This window comes from Arthrobacter antibioticus (genome assembly GCF_030063205.1).
GTDB lineage: Bacteria > Actinomycetota > Actinomycetes > Actinomycetales > Micrococcaceae > Specibacter.
Window position 1 is genome coordinate 37,739 of record NZ_JASISQ010000005.1, and the last position, 22,686, is coordinate 60,424.

Genomic DNA, 22,686 nt, shown 5'->3' on the forward strand with positions numbered 1-22,686 from the left:
CATGGTTGTGGCAGCGGAATCGGCGCTGGGTCTCAAGCGTCGTGCCCGCAAGATCAATCGTGAGCTGGCGCAGCTCTACCCCTATGCCCACGCAGAGCTGGATTTTCGGAATCCGTTTGAATTGCTGGTGGCCACGGTACTCTCAGCTCAAACCACTGATATCCGTGTCAATGCTGTAACTCCGGCACTTTTCGCTCGTTTTCCTACGCCAATAATGTTGGCCCAGGCGCACAGCGTGGAGTTGGAGGAGCTGATCAAGTCAACAGGATTTTTTCGGGCCAAGTCAGCGAATCTGCTTGCCCTGGCGAACCGCCTGGTTGATGAGTACGACGGCGAGGTGCCTGGGTCGCTTGAGGCTTTAGTGACGCTGCCTGGAGTGGGGAGAAAGACGGCCAATGTGGTGTTGGGTAATGCTTTTGGGGTTCCTGGGATCACTATCGACACCCACTTCATCAGATTGGCCCGTCGTTTTGGCTGGACAGAGTCCACAGACCCTGTCCGCATTGAAGCAGACGTTGCGGCTTTGTTTGAATCCAAAGACTGGACAATGGTTTCTCATCGTGTTGTGTTTCATGGGAGGCGCATCTGCCACGCACGGAAGCCAGCGTGCGGGGTTTGCCCCATCGCCCACCTGTGCCCTTCCTACGGGGACGGTGAGGTCGATCCAGTGAAAGCGGCGAAGCTGCTCAAATATGAGTTGGCACCCGGGCAAGAGGAACTGCTGGCACGGATGCTGGCTGATGTGGATAATGCCGCTCGCTACCGTCAGGAATCCCAACTGGCGGCAAGGACCAAGAATGGGTCCCAAGAAATTTTGGCCACGGGAACCCAAGGGTGAGTGCCTACACGGATTTAGTAGTATTGGCTGGGAAAGCAGCAGCCACTGCGGCGCTTCCTGATGCGGCCACATTGGGTCGGGCCACTCTGTGGAAGATGCCTATGGATCCCGCCACAACTCGCAAAGCTGCTGTGCTGATGCTCTTTGGTGCCTTGGATGACATACCTGCGGCCTCAACGAAACCGCTCGCTTCAGCAGATTTGGATGTACTGCTGATTGAGCGTGCACTCACGTTAAACGATCATCCGGGGCAGGTGGCTTTCCCCGGTGGGGGAGTGGATGTTGGAGACGCATCCATCACCGCTGCTGCATTGCGGGAAGCTGAGGAAGAAACCGGGCTCGATCCCTTGGGGATTGAAGTTCTGGGGCTGCTGCCCGAGGTCCCCTTGCCAGTGAGTAATTTTGTGGTAACTCCTGTAGTTGGCTGGTGGGCAAAACAAACACCTGTCAACGTGGTGGATTATGGCGAATCAGCCCAAGTATTTAGGGTTCCTGTCCGGGACCTCTTGGACCCGGACAACCGTTTTACGGCTGTGCTGGTCCGTGAGGGGCATACTCATCGCGGCCCCGCGTTCGCTGTCAATGGCGTGGTGGTGTGGGGATTCACGGCTGGCATTCTCACGTATGTGTTTGAGGAAATGGGTTGGGCTGTGCCGTGGGACGCGCAGCGCGAAATTCCGGCGCCGCTCTAAATTAGGCGTCCAGCTCATCTGAGCACACCAGTCGGGGAGATGATTGGCCGGGCGTGATTATTTGCGTCCTATTTCGCATCGGCGTAGCACGGAACAACGGTGACTTTGACAGGAAATTCCAGTGGAATGTTGCCAAAGATCAGTCCAGTTGCTGCACGGGAGGACTCATGCAAAATAGTCGTGACTTCATCCACCAAGCCAAGCGGACAATGCACCACCACCTCGTCGTGGAGGAAAGCCACCAACTGCGGTGTACCAATTGCTGGGTTGGCACCGGCAGGAGGGAGGGTGGCAGCGAGGACCCGCAAGCGACGTCTCAATTCAGCCAACCAGCAACACGCCCATTCTGCAGCCGTTCCCTGAACCACAAAATTGCGGGTAAAACGGCCTCTTGAGCGAGCTGCCGACTCTGCCCGGCGCTGTTCCTGAGCGGTAGAGCTTTGCTGCCCAGCATGCCATTCTTGGGTAGTGGCGGGTGTGCTGCGGCCCAGGTAGGTGCTGACGCGTTCGCCGCGCTCGCCGGCACGGGCGGCCTGTTCCACAAAATCCAGTGCGCGGGGATACATACGGGCAAGCTGGGGCACTAATCTGCCGGATTCCCCGGAGGTGGCGCCATAGATGGCACCAAGCAAAGCGACCTTGGCCATGCTGCGGTCACCGCCAAATCCTTGAGTCGCAATTCCGGCGTAGAGATCCTTGTTTTTTCCGGCAGAGTCCTGACCGGCGGCGGCCATGGCGCTATCCTGTGCGAGCGCGGCCAGCACTCGAGGCTCCAGCTGGGCCGCGTCTGCGACCACGAACGTGTGCCCGGGGTCGGCAACGGCGGCCCCCCGAATCTGCGCGGGAATTTGCATGGCACCGCCACCACGAGAAGCCCACCGTCCTGACACGACACCGCCAACAACATACTCAGAGTGAAAGCGACCGACACGCACCCACTGCCTGAGCCAGTTCCAGCCGTTGGTGGTGAAAAGCCTGCTCAGTTTGCGGTACGTCAGCAGGGGTTCTATGGCAGGATGCTTGAACTCCATAAGCTCCCAGCTACGAGTTGATTTGACGTCAATTCCCGCTCTGTGCAGGGCCCGGATGAGGTCCTGCGGAGAGTCAGGATTCAGTGCGGGGGCGTTCAAAGCGGCGCGCAGCTCTGCGGCAAGCGCCTCCAATTTTTCCGGGCGGGCTTGATTTTGTGGTTCCGGACCAAGCAAGTCACTCAGCAACCTCCTATGCAGGTCTTCTCTCCAAGGCATACCTTCATACTGCATCTCTGCAGCCACTAAAGCACCAGCAGATTCTGCACTGAGCAAAAGTGTGAGCCTAGGCGGATGTGTGGAGGAACTCGTGGCTGCTTTTTGGGCACCAAGCTCCTTCGCTACGGTGGCAAGATCCCAGTCTTGACTCTCACTCTGGGTGGCGGGAGTCTGAAATAAACTTTCCTGCCCTGCCTGTGCGCCCGTGATCGATGAGTCTTCTCGCAGCAAGTGACTTTCCGGTGGCAACGAAGTGAATTGCTGGTGGTATTCGGTGAGTGCAGCAAATTCGGAGTCCAACAAAATGTTCTGACACAGGGATAGATCGTGGCACCGCTCTAGACGCACATTGGCGGCGAGCAGTGCGGGGTACCAATGTGAGGCCCTATCCCAAACCCAACGAGGATGGTGCGCATCTTCGATGTCGCGCACGAGTGAGGCTAGGGTGTCGAGGGCAACGGTTTGAAGGGAAGAAGCGGGGGCACCGTCTTCATACCTGAGCTGAACCACGGCGGTGGAAGCTTCAGGGCCTGCGGCCAGCAATGCGTACATAGCTCCTATTCTCCACTGATGTGGCCCGTGGTTCCTCCACAGATAGGGCTGTCCTTGATCTTCCACACTTTGATGTCCATAGCTGTGTGCTTCGGCGGAAGAGAAGCGCACAGTTGCTTCATGAAGCACCGAAACAGTTTGCCCAACAGACCCGGATCGGAACAGTGGCTCCCGCGTCGCGACACCACAGTGTTGTTGCTCTCCGTTGGCACCGAGCTCCAAGGCGCAGTGGGGCGAGTCAGCGCTGCGGCGGCTGTCGAACTGATCGTGGAGGAGCGGTTGGACGCGGTTGCGGGGCCGTGGGATGAAGTGGCAGCAGTACTCATTGATGCGGTCGTGGCGGAGAAGACAGGACTGGACGTTGGATTTGCAGGGTGGCGTGGACCAACAATAATTGTTGGACTTGCACAGGATTCAGCGTTGATGTGGCATAGCGCCGAACGGCTGGGAGCCGACAGAGTAGCTGTTCTGCCAGATTCAGCCCCCTGGCTGGCGAACTATCTGAGTTGTTTGAAGAACCCCGCAACGGGTGCCGGCGTCGTGGGTGTTGTCGGGGGTTGCGGAGGGGCAGGCGCCTCAACGCTTGCCGTGCTTGTGGCAGCCGAGGCTGCTGAGCGAGGCACCCGGACTTTATTGGTGGACGGGGACCCATGGGGTGGCGGCTTATGTGCCGCGTTATCTGCCGAGGCCAGCCCAGGGTTGCGTTGGCCGGAATTATTAATGGCTTCCGGGGCGATTAATCCAGAACAACTTGCCATGTCCCTTCCTCAGGTTGCGGGGCTGACCCTGTTGTCCTGGGACAGCGGCCATAACGCAGGGAACGCCGGCACCATGGACGGGTCATTCTCCGGTCTATCTAGGGGTGGCGCGACTCCAGCTCCCGGAGAGGATGCCACCCACACGCGGACGGCTATTGGAGAGGTGATGAGGTCCGCACGTGGAGCCTTTGGACTAATTGTCGTGGATTTGGGCAGAACACCGGAAGCCTTTAGTTCGTTGGCGTTGCAATGCGACGGGTTAGTGGTGGTGATCCCTGCACGGGCGCGTGCTCTAGCAGCTACACGGCAAATGATGACTGTCCTGCCGCCAATGCCGGTAGGTGCAGTTGTGCGTGGGGCGCTGGGGGAGGGGCTGGATGCAACTATGGTTGCTAGCGCTGTGGGGCTGCCTCTTGTGGGCAGACTGCCACAACTGCGCGGGGTCAGCGAGGCTTTGGAGTCGCAGCGCCTGTTGGAACTGTTGCGGCGTAGACCCGTGCGAGTTGTTGTCGCCAACATCTTGGACTGGATGGTTGGGGATAGCCCGCGCAGTGACACTGGCACCGGTTTAAACGGGAGCAAACCATGAATGCGCAACGGCAGACCGGCAGCCACACACCAGACCCTTGGGGAGGGCCAGTCGACGCGGACCTGTTGGACGTTGTCAGGCGCAGCGTTCTTTCCCGATCGGGCCCGGTGACAGACCTGCAGATGGCTGCGGCAGTAAGGGAAAGCGGCAGGCTGCTTGGGGCAGCTGGATCTTTGCTTGCCATGGAGCGAATCGCGGCGGAACTCAATGGACTGGGGCCGTTGCAAGGATTGGCCAAAGACCCTCATGTGACCGATATTTTCGTCAATGCCCCTGACTCTGTTTGGCAGGACCGTGGCGATGGGCCAGAACGAGTGCCAGTGGAATTTTCCACTGAGGAAGAACTTCGCGCATTCGCAGTGCGGCTGGTTGCCAGTGGCGGACGCAGACTCGATGAAAGTAGTCCGTGTGTTGACGTGAAAATAGCCTGCGGCTATCGAATCCACGCTGTTTTGCCGCCGATCTCTGCCGCAGGGACACTGCTTTCCATCCGAATCAAACGCCGCACTGTCCTGACGTTGGCAGAAATGGTTGCGACTGGGAGCATCCACCCTTTTCTAGCCCAAGTGCTGGTTGCCGTAGTGGAGCGGAGGCTGAACTTTCTCATCAGTGGTGCAACAGGGGCTGGCAAAACCACACTGTTGTCAACGCTTTTGGGCTTGTGCCCTGCCAGAGAACGGCTGGTACTCATAGAGGATGCAGCCGAGCTGGACCCGGAGCATCCGCACGTTGTGACTTTGGAAGCGCGTCATGAAAATGCGGAAGGGGCTGGCGCTTTAGATTTGGCGGAATTGGTCCGCCACGCCCTGCGCATGAACCCGGGTCGGCTCATTGTTGGCGAGTGCCGAGGAAAGGAAGTTCGCGAACTGTTGATGGCCATGAACACCGGTCATAGTGGCGGCGGCGGAACAATCCACGCAAATAGCGCTCACGACGTCCCAGCCAGGTTGGCAGCTTTAGGAGCACTTGCCTCCATGAGCCCGGAAGCGGTGTTTTTACAAGGCGCCAGCGCATTGGATATTGTCATCCACCTAGTGAGGATCAGGGGGCTCCGGGTGGTCTCTGAGGTGGCCGTCGTAGCTTTGCACAACAAGGGACTTGATATTATTCCAGCGCTCTCACTTGCTGCTTGTGGGAACGGCATGGAGGCTGAGGCCAAGGAATCCGTTGAACAGCAGTGGGTGGCTCGAGGAAGGGCTGGCAGGCACGCAGGTCAGCCTGACAGTCTGGCCAGTAGGGATTCAGCTAGCCTCACTCCCAAAGACTCTGAGCGGATATCATCCGAATTGATCAAAGGCCCCGGCTGGCCCATACTGGCGGCGCGACTAGGCTTCGATGAGCGTCTCGATGCGCAACCCAGCGAAAAATATACTGCCAACAAAATCGCTGCCGACAAACTCAATGAGAAGCCATGAACGCCGGTGTATTGCTTGCCCTTGTAGGCGCAGCATTTTTCCTCTTTGCCGTCAACAACTCGCATTCGTGGGCAGGCTCGAGGTCATACAGAAGGCGCCGGCACAGAATCTGGACTCGTGGTTCTGTGCCGTCAGCAGAGTCCCTACCCCGGATGGTTCGCCAACTGGCATCCCTGTTGGCAGCAGGACGAAGCGGACCAGCCCTGTGGGGAGCCATGGCATATGTTCTGGGTGCGGAACAATACCGGGTCGACAATGGTGCCAAGGTTCTGCGCCGAGTCTCGGCAGTCAATGCCGTTAGGACGCCGCAACAAATACCAGGCTCAGGGGCAATTCCACCCCCTGCTGGGGAATCGAACGCCACACTACTGTTGGTGCTTGCTGTCCAACGAGCCAGCGCCATGGGACTGCCAACTGCAACAGCGATCCGCAATGCCTGCGCAGCTGATTTTGAGCATGGCCGCAGAATCACGCACGGCCGCAATGCTCGGAGAACCCAACAGCATAGGACCTGGTTGGATTTAGCGGCATGCTTTGAGCTGTGTGAGACAAGCGGGGCTCCGGTTGCGGCCGTGTTAGAGCGTCTTGCGTGCAGCATCGATGCCGATAACGATGCCGCTGCGCTTCGTGAAACTGCGCTCGCGGGTCCTCGTGCAACAGCACGGCTGTTAAGCTGGCTGCCTTTTATTGGGCTTGGATTAGGCATGGTGATGGGCGTTGACCCATTGGCCGCACTCCTTGGCAGTCCTAGGGGCTGGATGGTGCTGATGGTAGGGGTGGGATTTACTATGGTGGGCAAATTATGGTCAGCAAAAATGATCGGTGATGCTGCACGGCCCGTTCATGCCAAGCCCGGTGGGCGGCGGTGACCGTGAATGGGTGGCTAGCAATGACGCTATCTATGCTGGCATTCCTCTGTCTGTGGGGTGGGTCCTGCCCAGGACTATTCCGAGGCCAAGTGGCGCGGGATAGAAAGAAAACCTCTGGGACGCGATTTCTTGCAGGTATTCCAAATAGCTATGGCTCCTTCGCAGCTGAAGGTAGCGCTGGCGGCGTGACCTCTGTGCCACTCTTACTGGACTTCCTTGGAACAGCCTTGGACGCCGGACTTACGCTCCCAAGCGTCTTGCGCGTGGTTGCCGCGGTGGCAGAACAAGATATGCGTGAGAGTTTGCTCAGGGTGGTGGCAGGTATGGAGATTGGGGCCTCGTGGCAAGACTCGTGGGATGGAAATTTTATCCGTAGCGATGTCGCACAAATCCATGAAGCACTAAGTTTTGGGGCACTCACTGGGGCATCCGCAGCACCCTTGCTGTACGCCGAGGCGAAACAATGCCGAGTAGCAGCCGCTCGCAGTGCTGAGAAATGTGCAGCAGCCCTGGGCGTGAAGCTTGTGCTGCCACTGGGGCTCTGCTCGTTGCCGGCTTTCATTGCGTTGGGCGTGGTTCCGGTAGTGATGGCGATGATTCCGACTTTCTAGTTTCATTTTTCTAGCCCCGTCAGGCCGTCTCCGGGAGTCGGTAAACAGGTTTTTTTGCTGGTTCTTCACGGGATCAATTTATCCACAGGCAGGGCTGTCATCTCACAAGTCCACTAACGCTGGAAGGTACCTTTCGCGAAGCTCCGATGAGGAGAAGAGTTGCTTTACCAGCCGAAAGTGGGCGGGGTTCACAGCAGGCCTCGCAACAACATTTAGTGCGTGAAGGCAAGAAAAAGCAAGTGAGAAAAACTGCTCGTACAACCTATTCGCACAAGCGATTGATTCAAATTAATTCAAGGAGTGAAAATGACCACCAACGAAGCCGCCAGAGGACACATACCAGGCAAAGAGGGAGTTTTTGCGGCAGAGAACGTCCGCGAAATTTTTGTGGGGGCCTGCAGCAGCCCGCCTGTGGTGAACTATTTAGTGCCACCAGGCCACGCGAGGAAGCATGAGCATTCAAGCCGTTGGACAAGCCGTTGGACAAGCCGTTGGGCAAGCCGTTGGGCAAAGTCAGGCAGGGAAGCGGGCATGGCGACAGCTGAATACGCGGCCATGGTGTCAAGTCACTAGTGAGATAAACTCATTGCATGACGACTTCAAAGGGCAAGCGGGCCGCCATCTACACGCGCATCAGCCGGGACACCAAAGGCGAAGGATTGGGCGTGCAGCGCCAGCTGGAAGACTGCCGTACCCTAGCCCAGCGTATCGGCGCCAAAGTCGTGAAGGAATACTCAGACAATGACGTTTCTGCATTCAGTGGCCGCAAGCGCCCCGAGTACGAAAAGATGCTGGCCGACATTTCAGCTGGCCGCGTGGAACTCGTCATAGCGTGGAACTCAGACAGGCTTCACCGCCAAACCAAAGAACTCGAACGATACATGGATTTATGTTTGCCTCGTGGCGTGGACACTCACACAGTACAGGCTGGCATCCTTGAATTTACCACCGCCAACGGCCGCATGGTCGCGAAAATGCTTGGTGCCGTTTCACAGCAAGAATCAGAGCTCAAAGGGGAGCGCATCCGCCGACAGAAAGCCCAGGCAGCCAAAGCCGGAAAGTATTTAGGCGGGCGCGTGCCGTGGGGATGGCATAAGCAGGGCGACGTGATCGAAGTAGAGCCCATGGCCGGAAAACAGATCCTCGACGGGACACGCGCCATCATCGGTGGTAAGTCTTTGGTGAGCGTCACGAGGGCTTGGGCGGATGCTGGCGTGGTCAGCTTGGCAGGAACACCCATGAACACCACTCAAGTGAAGCGGGTTCTTTTGCGGTCCCGAAACGCGGGACTCACGACCTTTCATGGCGAAGTGGTGGCAGATACATGGCCCGCGATCCTGCCCTTGGAGATGTTCCGCCAGTGCGAAGCAATACTGACCAGCCCCGAGCGCCCGCAACAGTCAGAGGCCAAATTCAAGTACCTATTGAGCGGGATCATGAAGTGCTATTGCGGAAGATACATGACAGGTTTCGGAGCTGAGGGGCACCGCCGTAACTATCGGTGCAAGATCCACCAAGAGGGCGGTAAATACGTTCCAGGCCACGCTAACCGAGCAATGTCATCTTTGGATGATTACGTGCTGCGCCTCGCCGCCGCCTACCTTGACCGCGAAGACTTCAAAGCCGCTGTAATGGCCGATGCCAAGTCACTGGCCGAGCGTGAAGCGCCGGAAGAATCTGCAGACGTTGGGGAGCTTATTGCGCGCAAGAATTCTTTGGCCCGGATGTTTGCTCAGGGTGTCATCTCAGAGAGTCAGCTAGTGGAGGGCAGTCGCGAAGTTGAACAGAAACTCGACTCCATGCAGCAGAGCGCAGCCGCGAATGTCGGTAGTCGGATCATGGCAAGTTTCGCATTTGCCGAGAATGCCGGTGAAGTATTCCTCGCTAAGGATACGGACGTAAAACGTGAACTGCTGCGGGTCCTTTTCGATATCACACTGCAGCCGTCAGGGCCTTACCGTGGCACTTTTGATCCTACGACGGTGGACATAAAACCAATTTTTCAGGTGACGCTTTAGGGCAGCTTTTGACACACGTGTACTTTCATGTAAAGTATGACAGTAGAGGCGCACAAGTCTCTGAATCACCAAGACCGTCAGAGTACGGCCTCTAGCCTTACAGGTAAGAGTCACCCTCGTGTAGCACTGCGGGGAGTAAGCATTACAGAAGACCGTCGTTTGACGGCAGGCCTAACAGCCGCAGTAAAGTATTCTCCCGCGCCAAGTTCGCTTCTATGTGTGCATTTCAGTGACACATTAGGACTATGGAGGTCTTTCATGTAAAGTGTCTCAAAGAGGCCCAGAAGTCTCTAAAAACATAGACAGGACGCAAACCCGGCGTCCCTGTAGCCAAGAAAGAGCTACGGACAGCAGGCATTCGCGCCTGTTAGGAGCACCGAGTTCCACAAATCCCGAAAATCACCCCATGAAGTTACTGGGAGATACGGGCTTTTCTTATGCCCAAAAACTGAACACCCGCTGAAATTGAACCGATCACACCCCGTGGTCGGTTTTGTTGTTTAACCACCACACCATGCCCCGGCTCTCGCTGGGGCATTCCTATTTAAGGAGAAATCATGCCCCGCTCACTCCCTGAACTGGCTAGCATCAACGAAGCCGCCACGCGCTATAGCTGCCACCCGCGAACAATCCGCCGACTTATTGAGTCTGGAGAAATCGCCGTGTACCGCGTAGGACCAAAAATCATTCGAATCAACATCTCCGAAACGGACGCTCGATTTCTGCAGGATCGACCGTGAAGAGTCCATACACAGACAAACTGGCCGCCCACATCGCCGCCACAGTCGCCACCTGGGCTGCACCAACCCCTGAACAGATCCGCCGCGTAACGGTTCTTCTGCGCCCAACAAGCGGTGATGCCTAAGTGAAGCCCGACCGCGTTAACACAAGTGAGCTAGAAACGATCCAACCCCTACCCGATCACACGGGTCTAGTGGCTGGCGTTTACGTCGCAGTGGTGCAAGTACGTGGTTCAGTCACCGATCCCAAGTACCGCCGCCGCGTTCTATTCAATCTCCCGAGCGCACAAAGGGCAGTGGACAGAGCTCACATGGCAGGGCTTGACGCCAGCATTCAACTCTGCCAACTAATCCCAACAGAAGGTGATTTTTAGTGTCTCAGACACAAGAAAAGGCCCCCGGCAACGAATCCAAGGGCCTAATAAATCTTGCACTCAACAGCCTAGCAGAAACCGCCGACGTTCAGCCGCCCCAATGCGACTGCATCAGCCCAGATGACTGGCTATGCCCATCATGCCGCGCCCTGGCGTTACCTCAACTCAGAGCCGAAATCAGAAAGAACCTCGTGACGACCATCAGCTTTATCGACGTAAAAGCCGCAAGGGAGCGTGATGCACGATGACCGCAACTATGGACCTAACGAACACTTGGAGCGCTTCGAACGCTTCGAACGGATCATTACTGGGGGAGGTGTTGATCCGTTCGCGGGTATGGCTCAGCCGCTTTATTTGCGTCATGGATGATGCCGACCTCGACATTCTGGCACTTTGGGCAGTGCATACACATTTCTGTGATGTGAGCTATACAACGCCCCGATTACAGATTGATTCCACCATGCCGAACTCAGGCAAAACGACCGTCCTAGAACATCTTGAACGTCTCTCCTTCAATCCGTTACAGGCATCCTCCATCAGTTCCCCGGCACTGATTCCCCGGATGATCGACAAGGGACTAACCACCATCTTGATTGACGAAGCGGACAGGACCCTTGACCCGAAGAAACCCGAGGTTGGGGAACTCATTGCGATCATCAACGCCGGTTACAAACGCGGCGCTTCTCGCCCCACTCTTGTTCCCGTAGCTGGGGGTGGCTGGGATGTTCACCGTATGCCGACATACTCCCCAATTGCCATAGCCGGAAACGCACCTGCACTTCCGGATGACACGAGAACACGCATTATCCGCGTTCTACTCATGCCGGACTTCAACGGCACCGTGGAGGAATCCGACTGGGAAAACATCGAACCCATGGCAGGAGACCTTCTCGAAGCAATCAGCCAAGCTGCGGACGAATTCCGCGAAAACGTCAGGACAGCACGCCCCGAACTTCCCGAGGGATGCATTGGGCGCATGAAAGAGAAATGGAACCCACTACGCCGAATTGCCGAAGTAGCAGGCGGACGGTGGCCCGGAGTCGTTGACGAGCTCATACGAAGGGACATTGAAGAAGTGAATATGGAACGAGCGGACGGAATTTCCAAACTCCCACCAGCGGTAACCCTACTCAGGGACGTTCACGCAACCTGGGGGGACACCCTATTCAAACCATCAAGCGTCATTGCCTTACAGCTCGCCAAGCACAATCCAGAAATGTGGGGGATGCAGAACTACATGGGTAAAACGATCACGACTAAGCGCATGGCAGGAATGCTTTCCCAAGCTTTCAAGATTCATTCCAAGCAGCGATCAGACGGCGACCGAGCCCGAGGATATTACCGGGCCGAGTTCGAGAACGCTTGGGAACGGTTCGGGCACACACCCCCTAATCAATCCGTTCCATCCGTTCAAAGCTCACCATCCGTTCAGAATCTCCCCATTTGCACCGAATGCGGCGACCTGCTCGACGACACCGAAACCAACATTCACCAGGCATGTGCATGAACACCGCGAACCACCAAGGAGATAAGACGATGACCAATCACATGCACCCCAAGACCATCGCCCCGCACATTACCAATTTCGTTGACAATCAGGCGCTCATGCTCGACGGCCCTGCCTGCCACGACTGTAACGCCGAGGTTGAAGCGTTCATCAACGGCCCCATCGTCGCCGTGAACGTCATGCACGAGGGCACTTGCCCCACCTACCGGAAACGGGTAACTAAATGACCACCAACGGATGCTCATACTGCAAAGCCGCTCTTGAAGGATGGGGGCTTCGGGGGTCCACTGCCCACCATCCAGAGTGCCCGAGCCAGTACATGCCCCGCCCACGCCCCCACAGTTTGCCCATGATGGACGCCGCAGGAAACCCGTCACAGCCCCTCGAAACCACACCAGCAGAACAGGAATAGGGCATGTCAACTAATACTTGGACACCATTCATCTCAGGCCCCGAACAGTGGACGAACAACATACGTTCGATAGAAGTACGCCAAGCCAAACTGACCACCCCTAACGGCGAAAACACCCTAGGGCTATTCATCAAACAAGCCCGCACTTGGCTCGTCATCCCAGACTCAGTAGCCATAGAAATGGCAAACGACATTCTTGACGCCATCGAAACCCGCACCACCGCTGAGATTGACCCCGCATAGCCCGCGAAGGAGACCGAGAACCGCCAATGCCACGAACCACCATAATTCACCCCATCACCATCCACGACCGATCAGTAACCATCAAATGCCCGCGCTGCGGAGACCTCCACCAGTACCACGCCGAAGAACTCAAACCCTGGCCCATACGCCCCGGACACGAACGCACCGTCACAGCACAGTGCTACCGCACAGACAGACGCATGGCCGCTGCTGGCAACAGCAACGCTGCAAACGCCCTCACATGGGGACCCGGCATAACAAACACATTCACCATCAAATTCCAAAGACAGGAACCCACACAATGACCGAAAACCGAGCCACCGACGCAGGACGACAAATCTACCTACAACAACACGGGAAAGCACCAGAACCACTAGAACCCGTGACACCCGACCCCGGCACCACAGACGCCGGACGTGCCATCTACCAAACCAAAAACAACCGCTAGAAAAGGACCACACAATGCGCACCTACGATATGACCCCCAACGGCGAACGCCCCCAAGACCCCCAAACCCTAGCTACCATCCTGCGCCGCCTAAAGCTCAACCTACCCAAAGACATCACAGACGGCCCACCCACAACACACGCCATCGGTGCAAGCCAGCTCATCGAAAAGGTACTGCCCTACGCTGACCACATGGCAGCCGCAGCCCGTGCAGTCCTCAACGGAGAAAGCCCCGCACAACACCTCGCACTCGCCGCAGCCGAAAATATGCGCATCCCACTAGCCCAAGCCATCGTAGAACTTGGCTCACAAACCTACGTGGACAAACTCAACACCAACGCCGACAACATCATCAAGGCCCTCCGTGCCGAGATATTCAACCCCGCCATAGGCCAACTCACCGCACTCATCGACAACGCCCCCCACGCCTCATGGGATCTAGACACAGCCCTAGCCGAAGGCGACTACAAACAAGCGCAGATCATCAAAGACAACGCCGACATCATCACCCGCCTGGAACAAACCGAAAAGGCCCGCCGAATCCTACACAGCGGAGCATTCACCGGAGACGCAGCATGGACCCAAGAGCCCGGCAGCATCGACAAAACCGGAGAGCCCAACCCAAAAAAACTCTCATGGTGGGCAACACTCATCCGCGACGGATACAACCCCATCTTCCCCACCGTCAGTGAATGGCAAAAACTCCACAACAGCACAGCCCACGCAGACTACAGGGCAAGCCAAGAAGTCACCGTAGAAGTCTTCCAACTCGGAACAGAACTACACAACTAACAACAGAACCAATGGCCGCGTCAATCACACGGCGCGGCCATTGCACTAACCGAATGACCCAGGGGAGTGCCCCCTCCCCACACCACCGCCAGGCCCACCCCAGGCTATAGGGCCAATACCCCCGTGGGGTTCGCTCCAAACGGGCTGACCATGTGTCAAGCCCTCCGAGGGGTGTCTCTGACGTGCCAGACAGTGGTTTAGCGGCATATTTGCCCTGCCAAATTTTCCAGTCCGGCACAGGATGCTAAGCTTCAAGATCCGCGTGTTTACAAGGATTATCCGTGACAATTCGCCAAAGGATGAATGCGTGCAGGGGAGCCCATTTCCCGTCGGTTCAAAGATGAACCGGGACGCCCACAACGACCGCCAAACGGCGGTTTTGTGCCCGTAGTGTGGGAAAACGTCGAAACAGGGCTGTGTGGAAAAAACGTCATGAGTGAAAATGGCACTATAGCCGGGGGAGTGCCCAGCGTGGGGAGGGGAGGGTCCTATCCCCAGGGCGCGTTGACCACTCTGGGGCTTCGGTTTTGGTGGGATTCATGCGCCCAGCGTTGCCAGGTTTTGCGCTGACGATTCTGTTAAAATTGAGGGAGCGTGAACGTCGCGGGTACCTCACCACGCGGTGGGGCTGAACGATGGTTTGGAGCGGTTGCGTCCGCATTGATAGGCCAGCGCTTTGACGGGCAAGCTCTGGCGTGTTCTTTGAAAGGAACTCCCCTAACCAACGGGCGACCGGAGGCCGTCAGCTTTGTGGAATCCCCGGCCAGCCAGTAAGCCGGCCGGGGGTCCTTAGTCGTTTGTGGTGTTCTAGCTTGCGTCTAGTTCTGCAAACAGGGCGCGTGCGAGTGCTTTCCAAGCTCTAGCTGGGATAGTGGGGTCATCGGTGAGCAGCCCGGCAACAAAATCCGCATCGTCTTGAATGGTTGGGTCCCATTCCCAGCCATCGCGGCCGTAGATTTGGTGACCTCCCAATTCGCCATCGTCCCAGTAGTAAGGCACTCGCGGTGTCTGCACTCGCTCATTAGCGCTGGTCAATACGATGTATGGATCTTGGGTAGGCACATTAAAATCGAATACCTTGTCCATCGCGGGAAATCTAATGCGGTGTCCCCACGACCGCCACGCGTTCTCGAAAGCAAATTCCAGAGGCATTTTAGCGCCGGGCAATTCGTAACGTTCGAGAATGCACATGCCTAGCGCGATTCCGGCCGACACTGCCTTGTATTGAAAATCTCTATTCGGGGATTTTTGCATACGGCCAGTATATTGACCTCCACTGACCTCAGGGTATGGGCTCACCACTACTTGGGGCATGGTGTCAGCTGCGCTGACGGCATTGGATGGGGTGCGTCCGTCACTGCGGCGGGCTGCAATAAGGCACTCAAATTAGAAAGGACACATCATGGAGGCTTCTGGATTGAGGCTCAATAACGTAGGTCTAGCGCACTTGAATAGCGAAGCATGGGTTTATGGCAATGATGGTCAACGATATTGGGGTCGCTATGGCGCCGCAGGAATCCTTGTCTATGACTCCAACAGCAATATTCTGATGCAAAAGAGAGCAGCATGGACTGACGATGGATGTACGTGGTGCGTTCCCGGCGGCGCTTTGCGGTTCGGCGAGTCTGCGGTTGATGGTGCATTGCGTGAGGCGGGCGAAGAATGCGGACTACCTGAGGCATCCCTGCACATAGTTGGAACACATGAGTTCGATCTAGATTTCTGGAAGTACACCACTGTTGTTGCGAGCGTAGAAGAACGTTTCGATGCTATCTCAGACTTTGAGTCCACAGAGCATAGATGGGTAGGAATCAAAGATATAACGGGGATGCGCTTGCATCCTGCTCTCAGGGCTTCATGGCCGTCACTTAGAAAGTTGATCAAATGAGAATCGTTTTTGTCTGTATCGGGAACGTTTGCAGGTCTCCTTCTGCCGAGATTGTTCTAAAAGACATGCTGCATGGTGTTGGTCAAGAAGATGTTGAGGTTTGGTCTGCTGGCGTTCAGGTTAAGCACGGTGAGCCTGTGGACCCGGTTTCACTCGAGGTGCTAACTGCGAATGGGTATGACGGCGCTTCGGCTGGTTCGCAACCGTTCGCATGGGGGTGGGCTGATACCGCAGATTTGATATTACCTATGGACTCCTTCACCAGATCGATTCTAAGAATCAGAATTACTGACAAGAGCCTCCATAAGAAGATCCGTAGCTTCGCCGATTTCTGCCCAGGAGTCACTAATCCAGACATTTTCAATCCATGGGGACATGAGCGCGTGATCTATGAATCTGTATTTCAAACTATTGAGCAAGGATGCGCTGGCATCATGGAAGGAATTCAGTATGGACGTTTGGGGTAGCTTTATGAATCGGCGGCAAACCACACCGCAGGACTTGTGGGACGAGTTCGATTCAGGAGAATTGAAACCAGACTTTGCGAAGCGAGTCTTGGGACAGTATTTCAATGAGCGCTGGCCATGTTGGAATCTCAGCCGCAATAAGTGGATCACTATGTTCACATATGCCAAAGAGCATTACGATGGTGATGATGTCAGGTTCCAGCCTCTACCCGAGGCGCCGGAAGGTAGGCAGCTATACCGAGGCGCGCCAAACCAGTCGCGCCGTGGCGTGTCGTGGACCACGTCACTCCACGTTGCTCGCATGTTCGCCGGTTCATCTCAGTACAACTTCAATAGTGGTGCGTCGATCTGGACTGTCCAAATGACACCTGAAATGTTCTTGGCGCAGCCTAGGCTTATCGAGGGTGAGATGGAGGTCCTTGTGGACATTGGAGATGTGCAGCCTGCGAAGTACGAGTCCGCAGCACAGGTTTGGAAGTGGTTTACTACAGACCCCATGGTTTGATTTTGAATCAGGTCAGGTTAGACCAGTTCGGCCGGATCGACCTTGAACACATAGGCGAAGGCGCACACGTCGTTTACGGTGAGCACTGTTTCTCCTGCAAGCTTGCGGCGCATCCTTGCAGCGGAGAGGCCGACGCTATCAGCAATGGCTTTGCGGGGCAGTGTGGACGTTTCTACAAGCTGGCGGATATGGGTCAAGGTGTGGTTGTACTGTTCAGCGATGGCGGGGTTGAGAGTTTTCATGGTGGATCTCCTTGGGTTGTTGGTGGTGACGTTATAGGCAGGGTGTGACATTGAGCGGGACTCAAGATGAAACGGACCTAAAGGGCTGGCCTTGCAAGTCCCCTACCGCCGACGATTCCCAAAGCCCCCGCCAACTCTCAGCGATATTTGAACGCCTGTAGCCCGCCGGGAAGATCCGGGCAGGCTGGCGTCACCCGGTACCCCGGCCGTGGGTATCGGTAGCCATGCGGTTATGGCTTGAAGGTTGGTATGAACACCGCGCCCTATTGAGTAAGTCGAAGGGCTGGAAGACTCAGGCAGAAACCTGGAAACGAGCAGGTTCGTCAAATTGACGATCTTGCTTGCATCCCGGCCGCTGCCAGTAGGTCGCGTTTCAAACGCGACCTAGCCCGGATTTGAAATCCGGGCTGGCAGGGCTGGGAGGTTAGACGAGTTCCGACATGCGGCAGCCTAAGATACGGGATAGGGAACCAATGTTGCGAACGGTCAGCATCGACTTACCGTTTAATTTGCGGCGTAACGTGTCCTGAGAACATCCAACGGCAGCAGCAATTTCCTTACGAGTGGCAGCGGAATTTGAAACGCGAGTGTTGATCTTGGCAAGCATCGCATCGTAGTAGCTGTAAGGCCCTGCCGTGGTGAGTAGTTCTTCAGTGAGCATGACGTACTCGACACGCAGCGTTGACGGCATATCTGCTGCGTCGGCATCGTCCCAAGTGACATGGACGAATGTTCCGTGAGCTGTTGGCTCTAGAGCGGTAACAGTGCCCATCTCACCTGTTGCCCGGTGTTTGGCACGCATGGGGACGGCCATGTTTTCAGTGCTGACAATGTTGTTCATGCTCCCACCACGCTCTCAGCCAGAACACCAATGATGCCGGGGGAAAGTAGGATGCACGCTGAAATGAGCGTGTAGAAAACGAATTGCACTGTGCCTTGCACGGCGCGGGCTGTAAGGTTGTTCATGTTGCCGGTCCTTTTCACTGGTAGCCACGCCTCGGAGGACTGTCATCCTGCCGGGGCATTTCCCGCATTTGAACGGGTAACTTCAAATAGTCTCCCCATATGCCATCGCAACGTTGGCGGCTGTGGGGTTTGCCGGGCTCCTTGTTGTAATTCTCAAAAGTGACGAGGTACGGGGATTCTTGCTGAACATTATCCGAACAGCCCTGAGCTTCTAGCCCCGGAAAAAGGCACCAATCACCGGGCGTGAGTGTGGGAGGAGGAAAGTAATGCAGCCACAGGAAAAACATAGACGCGTGATCCGAATGCGGCGCCAGCATTCATTCTGGCCAGGCAGGGGCCGCAGAGTATCTGTCCTTAGGAAAGAGACATTAGGTGGAGTCCGGAATGCGAAAGCTGAGACAGGATCGGTGACAGCTGAATTCGCCATTTTACTGCCGGCGATGACGGTTCTTCTTGCTATTTTGCTGTTCAGTGTTGCGGCTGGCATCTTGCAATTGCGTTTGGAGGAGGGTGCTAGAGCAGGGGCTCGCGCCCTGGCTCGAGGCGATTCTTCAGTGGAGGTCCTGGAAATTGTGGCCCGGGTGTCGGGGCAGAAAGTAGATGTCTCCGTGGGGACGTCCGGCGGCTATGCCACCGTTACAGTTCAGGGCCGAGTTGGAGGGGTTCTCTCCGGTCTCATTCAATGGACCCAAACTGCGCATTCCAGCGTCAAGGTAGAAGCACAAACGGCACTTTTACTTGTCCGGCACAAGCCAATACAAAGGAATCTTCTTGGCGGAGCTAGGGCGCTCAGGACCGCACTGTGGCGGTGGGCCCGGTCTGATGAATATCTGTTTCGATCGGGTCTGTGTGGGGGATCGGCCTTAGCTCTGAGCGGTAGTTGTGTTGTCCGCGGGTGAGCGAGGCTCGGGAACGGTATTGGCTGCCGGGCTTGCGCTGACCATGCTTATACTCATGGTTTTGATCCTAGGGTTAGCTCAAGCAGCGGCCGCAGCTGCCAAGGCAGCCACCGCCGCGGATATGGCCGCCCTTGCGGCGGCAGATACTTACCGAGGGCTTACAGAGGGAGAGCCGTGCCTCGTTGCTGCTGACGTGGCAGGGCGGCACGGAGCCATACTTATTGGGTGCATTGCGGCAGGTGATTTCTCGGTACAGGTAGAGGTTCACTTGGCAACTGGTATGGGGGTTCCCTTGCAGGCAACCGGCAAGGCCAGAGCAGGCCCACCTCCGGACTCCAGCCCACCGCTGCAGCCCTGATAGCTATCACAAAGCCTGACTTAACGTTGGTTCCTACGCTGTTTTCCACCACGACTACCCGGGCCTAAGCAGGGCAATTACTCCAAGGACTTCATTTCGGTGTTTTGCTTCCAGGACCTTCATTGCGGCCCCATCGTTACGGTGCGTTGTTAAGCAAGATCTGCAGCAGCAGGACTGCGCCGGCTTTATCCAAGGGGTTATTCTTGTTGCCGCATTTAGGGGATTGGACACATGAGGGGCACCCGGACTGACACTCACACGCTTGGATAGCTTCCATGGTGGCCCTGAGCCAGACACGAGCCATATCGAATCCACGCTCGGCAAACCCCGCACCTCCGGGATGGCCGTCATAGACAAACACTGTTGGTTGTCCGGTGTCAGCGTGAATGGCGGTGGATACGCCGCCAACATCCCATCTGTCGCTGGAGGCGACTAGTGGGAGCAGGCCGATGGCCGCATGCTCGGCGGCGTGCAGGGCACCCGGAAATTGTGGTTCCACCAGGCCACCGGCTAGCAGCGTCGCATTGTCCACGGTGAACCAGACAGCCTTGGTGAAGAGGTCCCTGGCTTCTAGCTCCAGCGGTTCCTCGCCCAATACTTCATTGGAGATGATGGCCTTACGTTGGAAGGAAACAACCTGGGTTTGGACTTGGACGGATCCAAAGTGCATTTCCACCGGGCCCCACAATTCGTGTTTTGTCGATTCCAGCACCTCGATCTGTGTGACATCTCGTGCAGTGGTGTAGAAATCTGGTGTGCCACGGCGTACCAGGGCGCAATGCTCTGCCTCATTGAGTTCAAGCACCACGTAATTTGTCCCCTGATGAACGTAGACGGCGCCTGTATGAGCTTGATAGTGGGACTGCGGCGAGCCCATTGTTCCCAGCAGAGTACCGGTGTCTGCCTCAATGATGTTGATGGGCCCACCACCGTCTTCACGCAGATTTACCATGGCGGCTGCGTTTTGAGGATGTGTCCAAAACCAACCGGCAGGACGTTTTCGCAAATATCCCTGCGCTACCAACTGCTCCAGTAAAGCAGGAGTAGTTGAGTCAAAAAGGGCCAAGTCCTGTTCAGTGATGGGAAGCTCCGCGGCAGCTGCACAGAGGTGAGGACCAAGAACGTATGGATTGGCAGGATCGAACACTGTAGCCTCCACCGCCCGGTCAAAGATTGCTTCCGGATGGTGAACCAGGAATGTGTCCAACGGGTCATCGCTTGCCACAAACGCGGCCAAGGCGTCTTGGCCGGACCGCCCTGCCCTGCCGATCTGTTGAAAGAAGGAGGCTCTAGTGCCTGGCCAGCCAGCAACCAGGACGGCGTCCAGGCCGGAGATGTCAATGCCAAGTTCCAGTGCAGAAGTACTTGAAACACCCAGAAGGTCTCCCGCACGCAAAGCCTTCTCAAGCTCACGGCGCTCCTCCGGCAAATAACCTGAACGGTAAGCAGCAACCCGAGGAGGAAGACTCGGATCCACGTCCTCCAAGAGTCTTTTGGTCACACTAGAGATGGTTTCAGCGCCGCGCCTAGACTTTATGAATGCAATGGTCCGAACATGCGAGGAGACAAGGTTAGCTAACAAATCAGAGGTTTCAGCAATGGCAGTGCGACGGGACTTGGCTCCGTTCTCACCCTTAAAGTCGGTCAACTCCGGCTCCCACAAGGCAACTGTGGTTGCACCATGAGGGGAGCAGTCTTCAGTGCTGGTCGTGACGTCTGCTCCGATTAGACGAGAAAAGGCAGTGCCAGGATCCGCAGAAGTGGCTGAAGCCCCAATGAAAACAGGCTCTGACCCGTAGTGCGCGCATATCCGGCGCAATCGACGAAGCAGCACGGCCACATGGGAGCCGAAAACGCCGCGGTAACTGTGGGCTTCATCGACGATGACATATTTCAGACGCTTGAAAAAATGGGCCCACCACGTGTGGTTGGGCAGGACACCAAAATGGAGCATATCCGGATTGCACAAGATGAAATTACTGTGGTCCCGAATCCAACGACGGTCAGTTGTGGCAGTGTCACCGTCGTAAGTGGAAGCACGAAGAGTGGACAGTTTCAGTGCGTTCAACGCGGCCAGTTGGTCTGCGGCGAGCGCCTTGGTGGGAGAAAGATACAAGGCAACTGCGCCGTTGGCCTCTAGTTGGCCAGGATTTTCCCTTACCGCAAGTGCGGCTCTATGAACAGCATCGACCGCGGGCAGCTGATACGCCAGGGACTTCCCCGAAGCTGTTCCTGTTGCGATGATTGTGTGCTGGCCCTGGTGGGCGGCGTTAGCTCCTAGTATCTGGTGACGCCACGGCTGCACCACGCCAAGGAATGAATAGGCGCTGACAAGGTCGGGATGGACCCACTCGGGCCATGCCTCGTTGATGGCTTGCCGGGACGGAATCCTGTGGACGTGTTGCAATTGCGGAGGATTCATTCCTCCGCCCAGCAAAGAGATCAACGAAGTATTTGTGGGCATCACATCATTGTGCCACCGCTACCATTACAGCCTTGTCATCTGCGCCAGTCGCTCCTTGGGCACCAGAACAGTGACGGGGCTTAGAGAGGCCCAGCCAAGTTTGCTGTACAGGCGTTGGCCGCGCGTGCTGGCCAAGAGCAGACCGGTGGTCACAGGGTAGTCAAGGGCCTTGGCGGTGAGAGTTTTCATCATGAGCATCCCGAATCCGCGGCGGCGGTAGGCGGCACGCGTTTTTAGCCCGTCAAAAATCGCATTCTCACCATATATGCCGACCGTTCCTCTGGCCATGACTGTTTCTCCCCGCACGATGGCCACTGAAAAACGGGCTTGGCAGGGAGAGGTAGTGCGTTTTCCACCAAATTTTTTGACCAGTAGAGTCAACTCAGGATCACCAAGGAAAGGGTCTTGGTTATCTTGGTTTTCCATGTCACACATCATGAGATGTTCAGAGGTTGAGACCATGCCCATTTTGGCGTGGTGCGCAAGCTTTACATATTCATGCACACGAGGTCCGATCACGCATAACGCCCGTTTCGGCGAAGCCGCTACTTCAGCAGCCAAGGCTGTAAAAGCAGCAGGGGAAGGATCGCAGGTGAAATACTCCCAGTCACTGCTTCGATCAAGCCTTAGGGCGGCCCAATAGTCTTCCCCCGAGCGGGTTTGATAGCTTCGTAGCGCGCTCCAGCCGGTAAACCATGCCTCTGCATGCTCTCTCAGTTCTTTGGCACCAACCAACATGTCCTCAGCCTAGCCCCGGACGGTGGGGTCAGCCGTGAATGCCGGCATTTGGTGG

At 56.4% G+C, this 22,686-nt stretch carries 27 protein-coding genes and 1 pseudogene; 21 read left to right on the top strand and 7 right to left on the bottom strand.

The genetic code is table 11. The features are described from left to right. Nucleotide 1 precedes the first annotated feature (1 nt). Entirely contained in the window at nucleotides 2-838 is an 837-nt protein-coding gene (gene nth / locus QMG40_RS11695; protein ID WP_283531236.1) for an endonuclease III, read from the top strand. After that, nucleotides 835-1,530, top strand: a complete 696-nt coding sequence (locus QMG40_RS11700) for an NUDIX hydrolase (RefSeq protein ID WP_283531237.1) — start codon at nucleotides 835-837, stop codon at nucleotides 1,528-1,530. The genes nth and QMG40_RS11700 overlap by 4 nt, the downstream gene beginning before the upstream one ends. 68 nt (nucleotides 1,531-1,598) lie before the next feature. Here the strand turns inward: QMG40_RS11700 and QMG40_RS11705 are convergent, their stop codons facing one another. Then, nucleotides 1,599-3,329, bottom strand: a complete 1,731-nt coding sequence (locus QMG40_RS11705) for a bifunctional 3'-5' exonuclease/DNA polymerase (protein WP_283531238.1) — start codon at nucleotides 3,327-3,329, stop codon at nucleotides 1,599-1,601. A gap of 120 nt (nucleotides 3,330-3,449) precedes the next feature. Here QMG40_RS11705 and ssd point away from each other — a divergent pair, with 120 nt between their 5' ends. The 13 genes from ssd to QMG40_RS11770 all read left to right on the top strand — a co-directional run bounded on the left by ssd (nucleotide 3,450) and on the right by QMG40_RS11770 (nucleotide 14,104). Beyond that, entirely contained in the window at nucleotides 3,450-4,676 is a 1,227-nt protein-coding gene (gene ssd, locus QMG40_RS11710; RefSeq protein ID WP_283531239.1) for a septum site-determining protein Ssd, read from the top strand. Continuing rightward, nucleotides 4,673-6,091 (top strand): TadA family conjugal transfer-associated ATPase, encoded by a 1,419-nt coding sequence (locus tag QMG40_RS11715; protein ID WP_283531240.1) that lies wholly within the window; start codon nucleotides 4,673-4,675, stop codon nucleotides 6,089-6,091. The genes ssd and QMG40_RS11715 overlap by 4 nt, the downstream gene beginning before the upstream one ends. Next, complete coding sequence (locus tag QMG40_RS11720) at nucleotides 6,088-6,960, top strand: type II secretion system F family protein (protein ID WP_283531241.1); 873 nt, start codon at nucleotides 6,088-6,090, stop codon at nucleotides 6,958-6,960. Before QMG40_RS11715 ends, QMG40_RS11720 begins: the two co-directional genes overlap by 4 nt. A gap of 185 nt (nucleotides 6,961-7,145) precedes the next feature. Beyond that, the gene (locus tag QMG40_RS11725) at nucleotides 7,146-7,571 is read left to right on the top strand and encodes a type II secretion system F family protein (protein ID WP_283531242.1); all 426 of its coding nucleotides are present in this window, start codon (nucleotides 7,146-7,148) and stop codon (nucleotides 7,569-7,571) included. Between the two features lie 306 nt (nucleotides 7,572-7,877). After that, nucleotides 7,878-8,144: a hypothetical protein gene (locus QMG40_RS11730; protein ID WP_283531243.1), complete on the top strand. Its 267-nt coding sequence runs from the start codon at nucleotides 7,878-7,880 to the stop codon at nucleotides 8,142-8,144. Nucleotides 8,145-8,161: 17 nt separating this feature from the next. After that, nucleotides 8,162-9,589 carry a recombinase family protein gene (locus QMG40_RS11735; RefSeq protein WP_283531244.1) on the top strand — a complete coding sequence of 476 codons (1,428 nt, stop codon included), beginning with the start codon at nucleotides 8,162-8,164 and terminating at the stop codon, nucleotides 9,587-9,589. Nucleotides 9,590-10,146: 557 nt separating this feature from the next. Continuing rightward, nucleotides 10,147-10,329: a helix-turn-helix domain-containing protein gene (locus QMG40_RS11740; RefSeq protein ID WP_283531245.1), complete on the top strand. Its 183-nt coding sequence runs from the start codon at nucleotides 10,147-10,149 to the stop codon at nucleotides 10,327-10,329. Beyond that, complete coding sequence (locus QMG40_RS11745; RefSeq protein ID WP_283531246.1) at nucleotides 10,326-10,454, top strand: hypothetical protein; 129 nt, start codon at nucleotides 10,326-10,328, stop codon at nucleotides 10,452-10,454. Before QMG40_RS11740 ends, QMG40_RS11745 begins: the two co-directional genes overlap by 4 nt. Nucleotides 10,455-10,947: 493 nt before the next feature. Beyond that, nucleotides 10,948-12,210, top strand: coding sequence for a DUF3631 domain-containing protein (locus QMG40_RS11750; RefSeq protein WP_283531247.1), 1,263 nt, complete (start codon nucleotides 10,948-10,950; stop codon nucleotides 12,208-12,210). A gap of 29 nt (nucleotides 12,211-12,239) precedes the next feature. After that, a complete protein-coding gene (locus QMG40_RS11755) occupies nucleotides 12,240-12,437 on the top strand; it encodes a hypothetical protein (protein WP_283531248.1) in 198 nt (65 codons plus the stop codon). A 188-nt stretch (nucleotides 12,438-12,625) separates the two neighbouring features. After that, nucleotides 12,626-12,865, top strand: coding sequence for a hypothetical protein (locus QMG40_RS11760; protein ID WP_283531249.1), 240 nt, complete (start codon nucleotides 12,626-12,628; stop codon nucleotides 12,863-12,865). Nucleotides 12,866-13,166: 301 nt separating this feature from the next. Next, nucleotides 13,167-13,313, top strand: a complete 147-nt coding sequence (locus QMG40_RS11765) for a hypothetical protein (RefSeq protein ID WP_283531250.1) — start codon at nucleotides 13,167-13,169, stop codon at nucleotides 13,311-13,313. Between the two features lie 14 nt (nucleotides 13,314-13,327). Beyond that, on the top strand, nucleotides 13,328-14,104 hold the full coding sequence (locus QMG40_RS11770; RefSeq protein WP_283531251.1) for a hypothetical protein: 777 nt from the start codon (nucleotides 13,328-13,330) through the stop codon (nucleotides 14,102-14,104). 807 nt (nucleotides 14,105-14,911) lie between these two features. Here the strand turns inward: QMG40_RS11770 and QMG40_RS11775 are convergent. Continuing rightward, entirely contained in the window at nucleotides 14,912-15,358 is a 447-nt protein-coding gene (locus QMG40_RS11775) for a hypothetical protein (RefSeq protein WP_283531252.1), read from the bottom strand. 148 nt (nucleotides 15,359-15,506) lie between these two features. Between QMG40_RS11775 and QMG40_RS11780 the strand changes: the two genes are divergently transcribed. Genes QMG40_RS11780 through QMG40_RS11790 form a run of 3 tightly spaced genes read left to right on the top strand, consistent with a single transcriptional unit; the run spans nucleotide 15,507 to nucleotide 16,964 of the window. Beyond that, complete coding sequence (locus QMG40_RS11780) at nucleotides 15,507-15,992, top strand: NUDIX domain-containing protein (protein ID WP_283531253.1); 486 nt, start codon at nucleotides 15,507-15,509, stop codon at nucleotides 15,990-15,992. Then, on the top strand, nucleotides 15,989-16,459 hold the full coding sequence (locus tag QMG40_RS11785; RefSeq protein WP_283531254.1) for an arsenate reductase/protein-tyrosine-phosphatase family protein: 471 nt from the start codon (nucleotides 15,989-15,991) through the stop codon (nucleotides 16,457-16,459). The genes QMG40_RS11780 and QMG40_RS11785 overlap by 4 nt, the downstream gene beginning before the upstream one ends. Beyond that, nucleotides 16,443-16,964 carry a hypothetical protein gene (locus tag QMG40_RS11790; protein WP_283531255.1) on the top strand — a complete coding sequence of 174 codons (522 nt, stop codon included), beginning with the start codon at nucleotides 16,443-16,445 and terminating at the stop codon, nucleotides 16,962-16,964. Before QMG40_RS11785 ends, QMG40_RS11790 begins: the two co-directional genes overlap by 17 nt. Nucleotides 16,965-16,981: 17 nt before the next feature. Here the strand turns inward: QMG40_RS11790 and QMG40_RS11795 are convergent, their stop codons facing one another. From QMG40_RS11795 to QMG40_RS11805, 3 genes are all read right to left on the bottom strand, one after another. Continuing rightward, a complete protein-coding gene (locus tag QMG40_RS11795) occupies nucleotides 16,982-17,206 on the bottom strand; it encodes a hypothetical protein (protein WP_283531256.1) in 225 nt (74 codons plus the stop codon). Between the two features lie 424 nt (nucleotides 17,207-17,630). Next, a complete protein-coding gene (locus tag QMG40_RS11800) occupies nucleotides 17,631-18,047 on the bottom strand; it encodes a helix-turn-helix domain-containing protein (RefSeq protein WP_283531257.1) in 417 nt (138 codons plus the stop codon). After that, complete coding sequence (locus QMG40_RS11805; protein ID WP_283531258.1) at nucleotides 18,044-18,172, bottom strand: hypothetical protein; 129 nt, start codon at nucleotides 18,170-18,172, stop codon at nucleotides 18,044-18,046. Before QMG40_RS11805 ends, QMG40_RS11800 begins: the two co-directional genes overlap by 4 nt. A gap of 98 nt (nucleotides 18,173-18,270) precedes the next feature. On the opposite strand from QMG40_RS11805, the pseudogene QMG40_RS11810 reads away from it, so the two are divergent. The 3 genes and pseudogenes from QMG40_RS11810 to QMG40_RS11820 form a co-directional block, all read left to right on the top strand. Continuing rightward, a pseudogene (locus QMG40_RS11810) lies at nucleotides 18,271-18,387 on the top strand (DUF4244 domain-containing protein); the annotation flags it as partial. A gap of 192 nt (nucleotides 18,388-18,579) precedes the next feature. Continuing rightward, nucleotides 18,580-19,071: a TadE family type IV pilus minor pilin gene (locus tag QMG40_RS11815; protein WP_283531259.1), complete on the top strand. Its 492-nt coding sequence runs from the start codon at nucleotides 18,580-18,582 to the stop codon at nucleotides 19,069-19,071. Next, a complete protein-coding gene (locus QMG40_RS11820; protein WP_283531260.1) occupies nucleotides 19,055-19,429 on the top strand; it encodes an Rv3654c family TadE-like protein in 375 nt (124 codons plus the stop codon). The genes QMG40_RS11815 and QMG40_RS11820 overlap by 17 nt, the downstream gene beginning before the upstream one ends. A gap of 136 nt (nucleotides 19,430-19,565) precedes the next feature. On the opposite strand, the gene QMG40_RS11825 is transcribed toward QMG40_RS11820, so the two are convergent. Both QMG40_RS11825 and QMG40_RS11830 read right to left on the bottom strand, forming a co-directional pair. Beyond that, a complete protein-coding gene (locus QMG40_RS11825) occupies nucleotides 19,566-21,893 on the bottom strand; it encodes a DEAD/DEAH box helicase (protein WP_283531261.1) in 2,328 nt (775 codons plus the stop codon). Nucleotides 21,894-21,917: 24 nt separating this feature from the next. After that, nucleotides 21,918-22,631 carry a GNAT family N-acetyltransferase gene (locus QMG40_RS11830; protein ID WP_283531262.1) on the bottom strand — a complete coding sequence of 238 codons (714 nt, stop codon included), beginning with the start codon at nucleotides 22,629-22,631 and terminating at the stop codon, nucleotides 21,918-21,920. Between the last annotated feature and the right edge of the window lie 55 nt (nucleotides 22,632-22,686).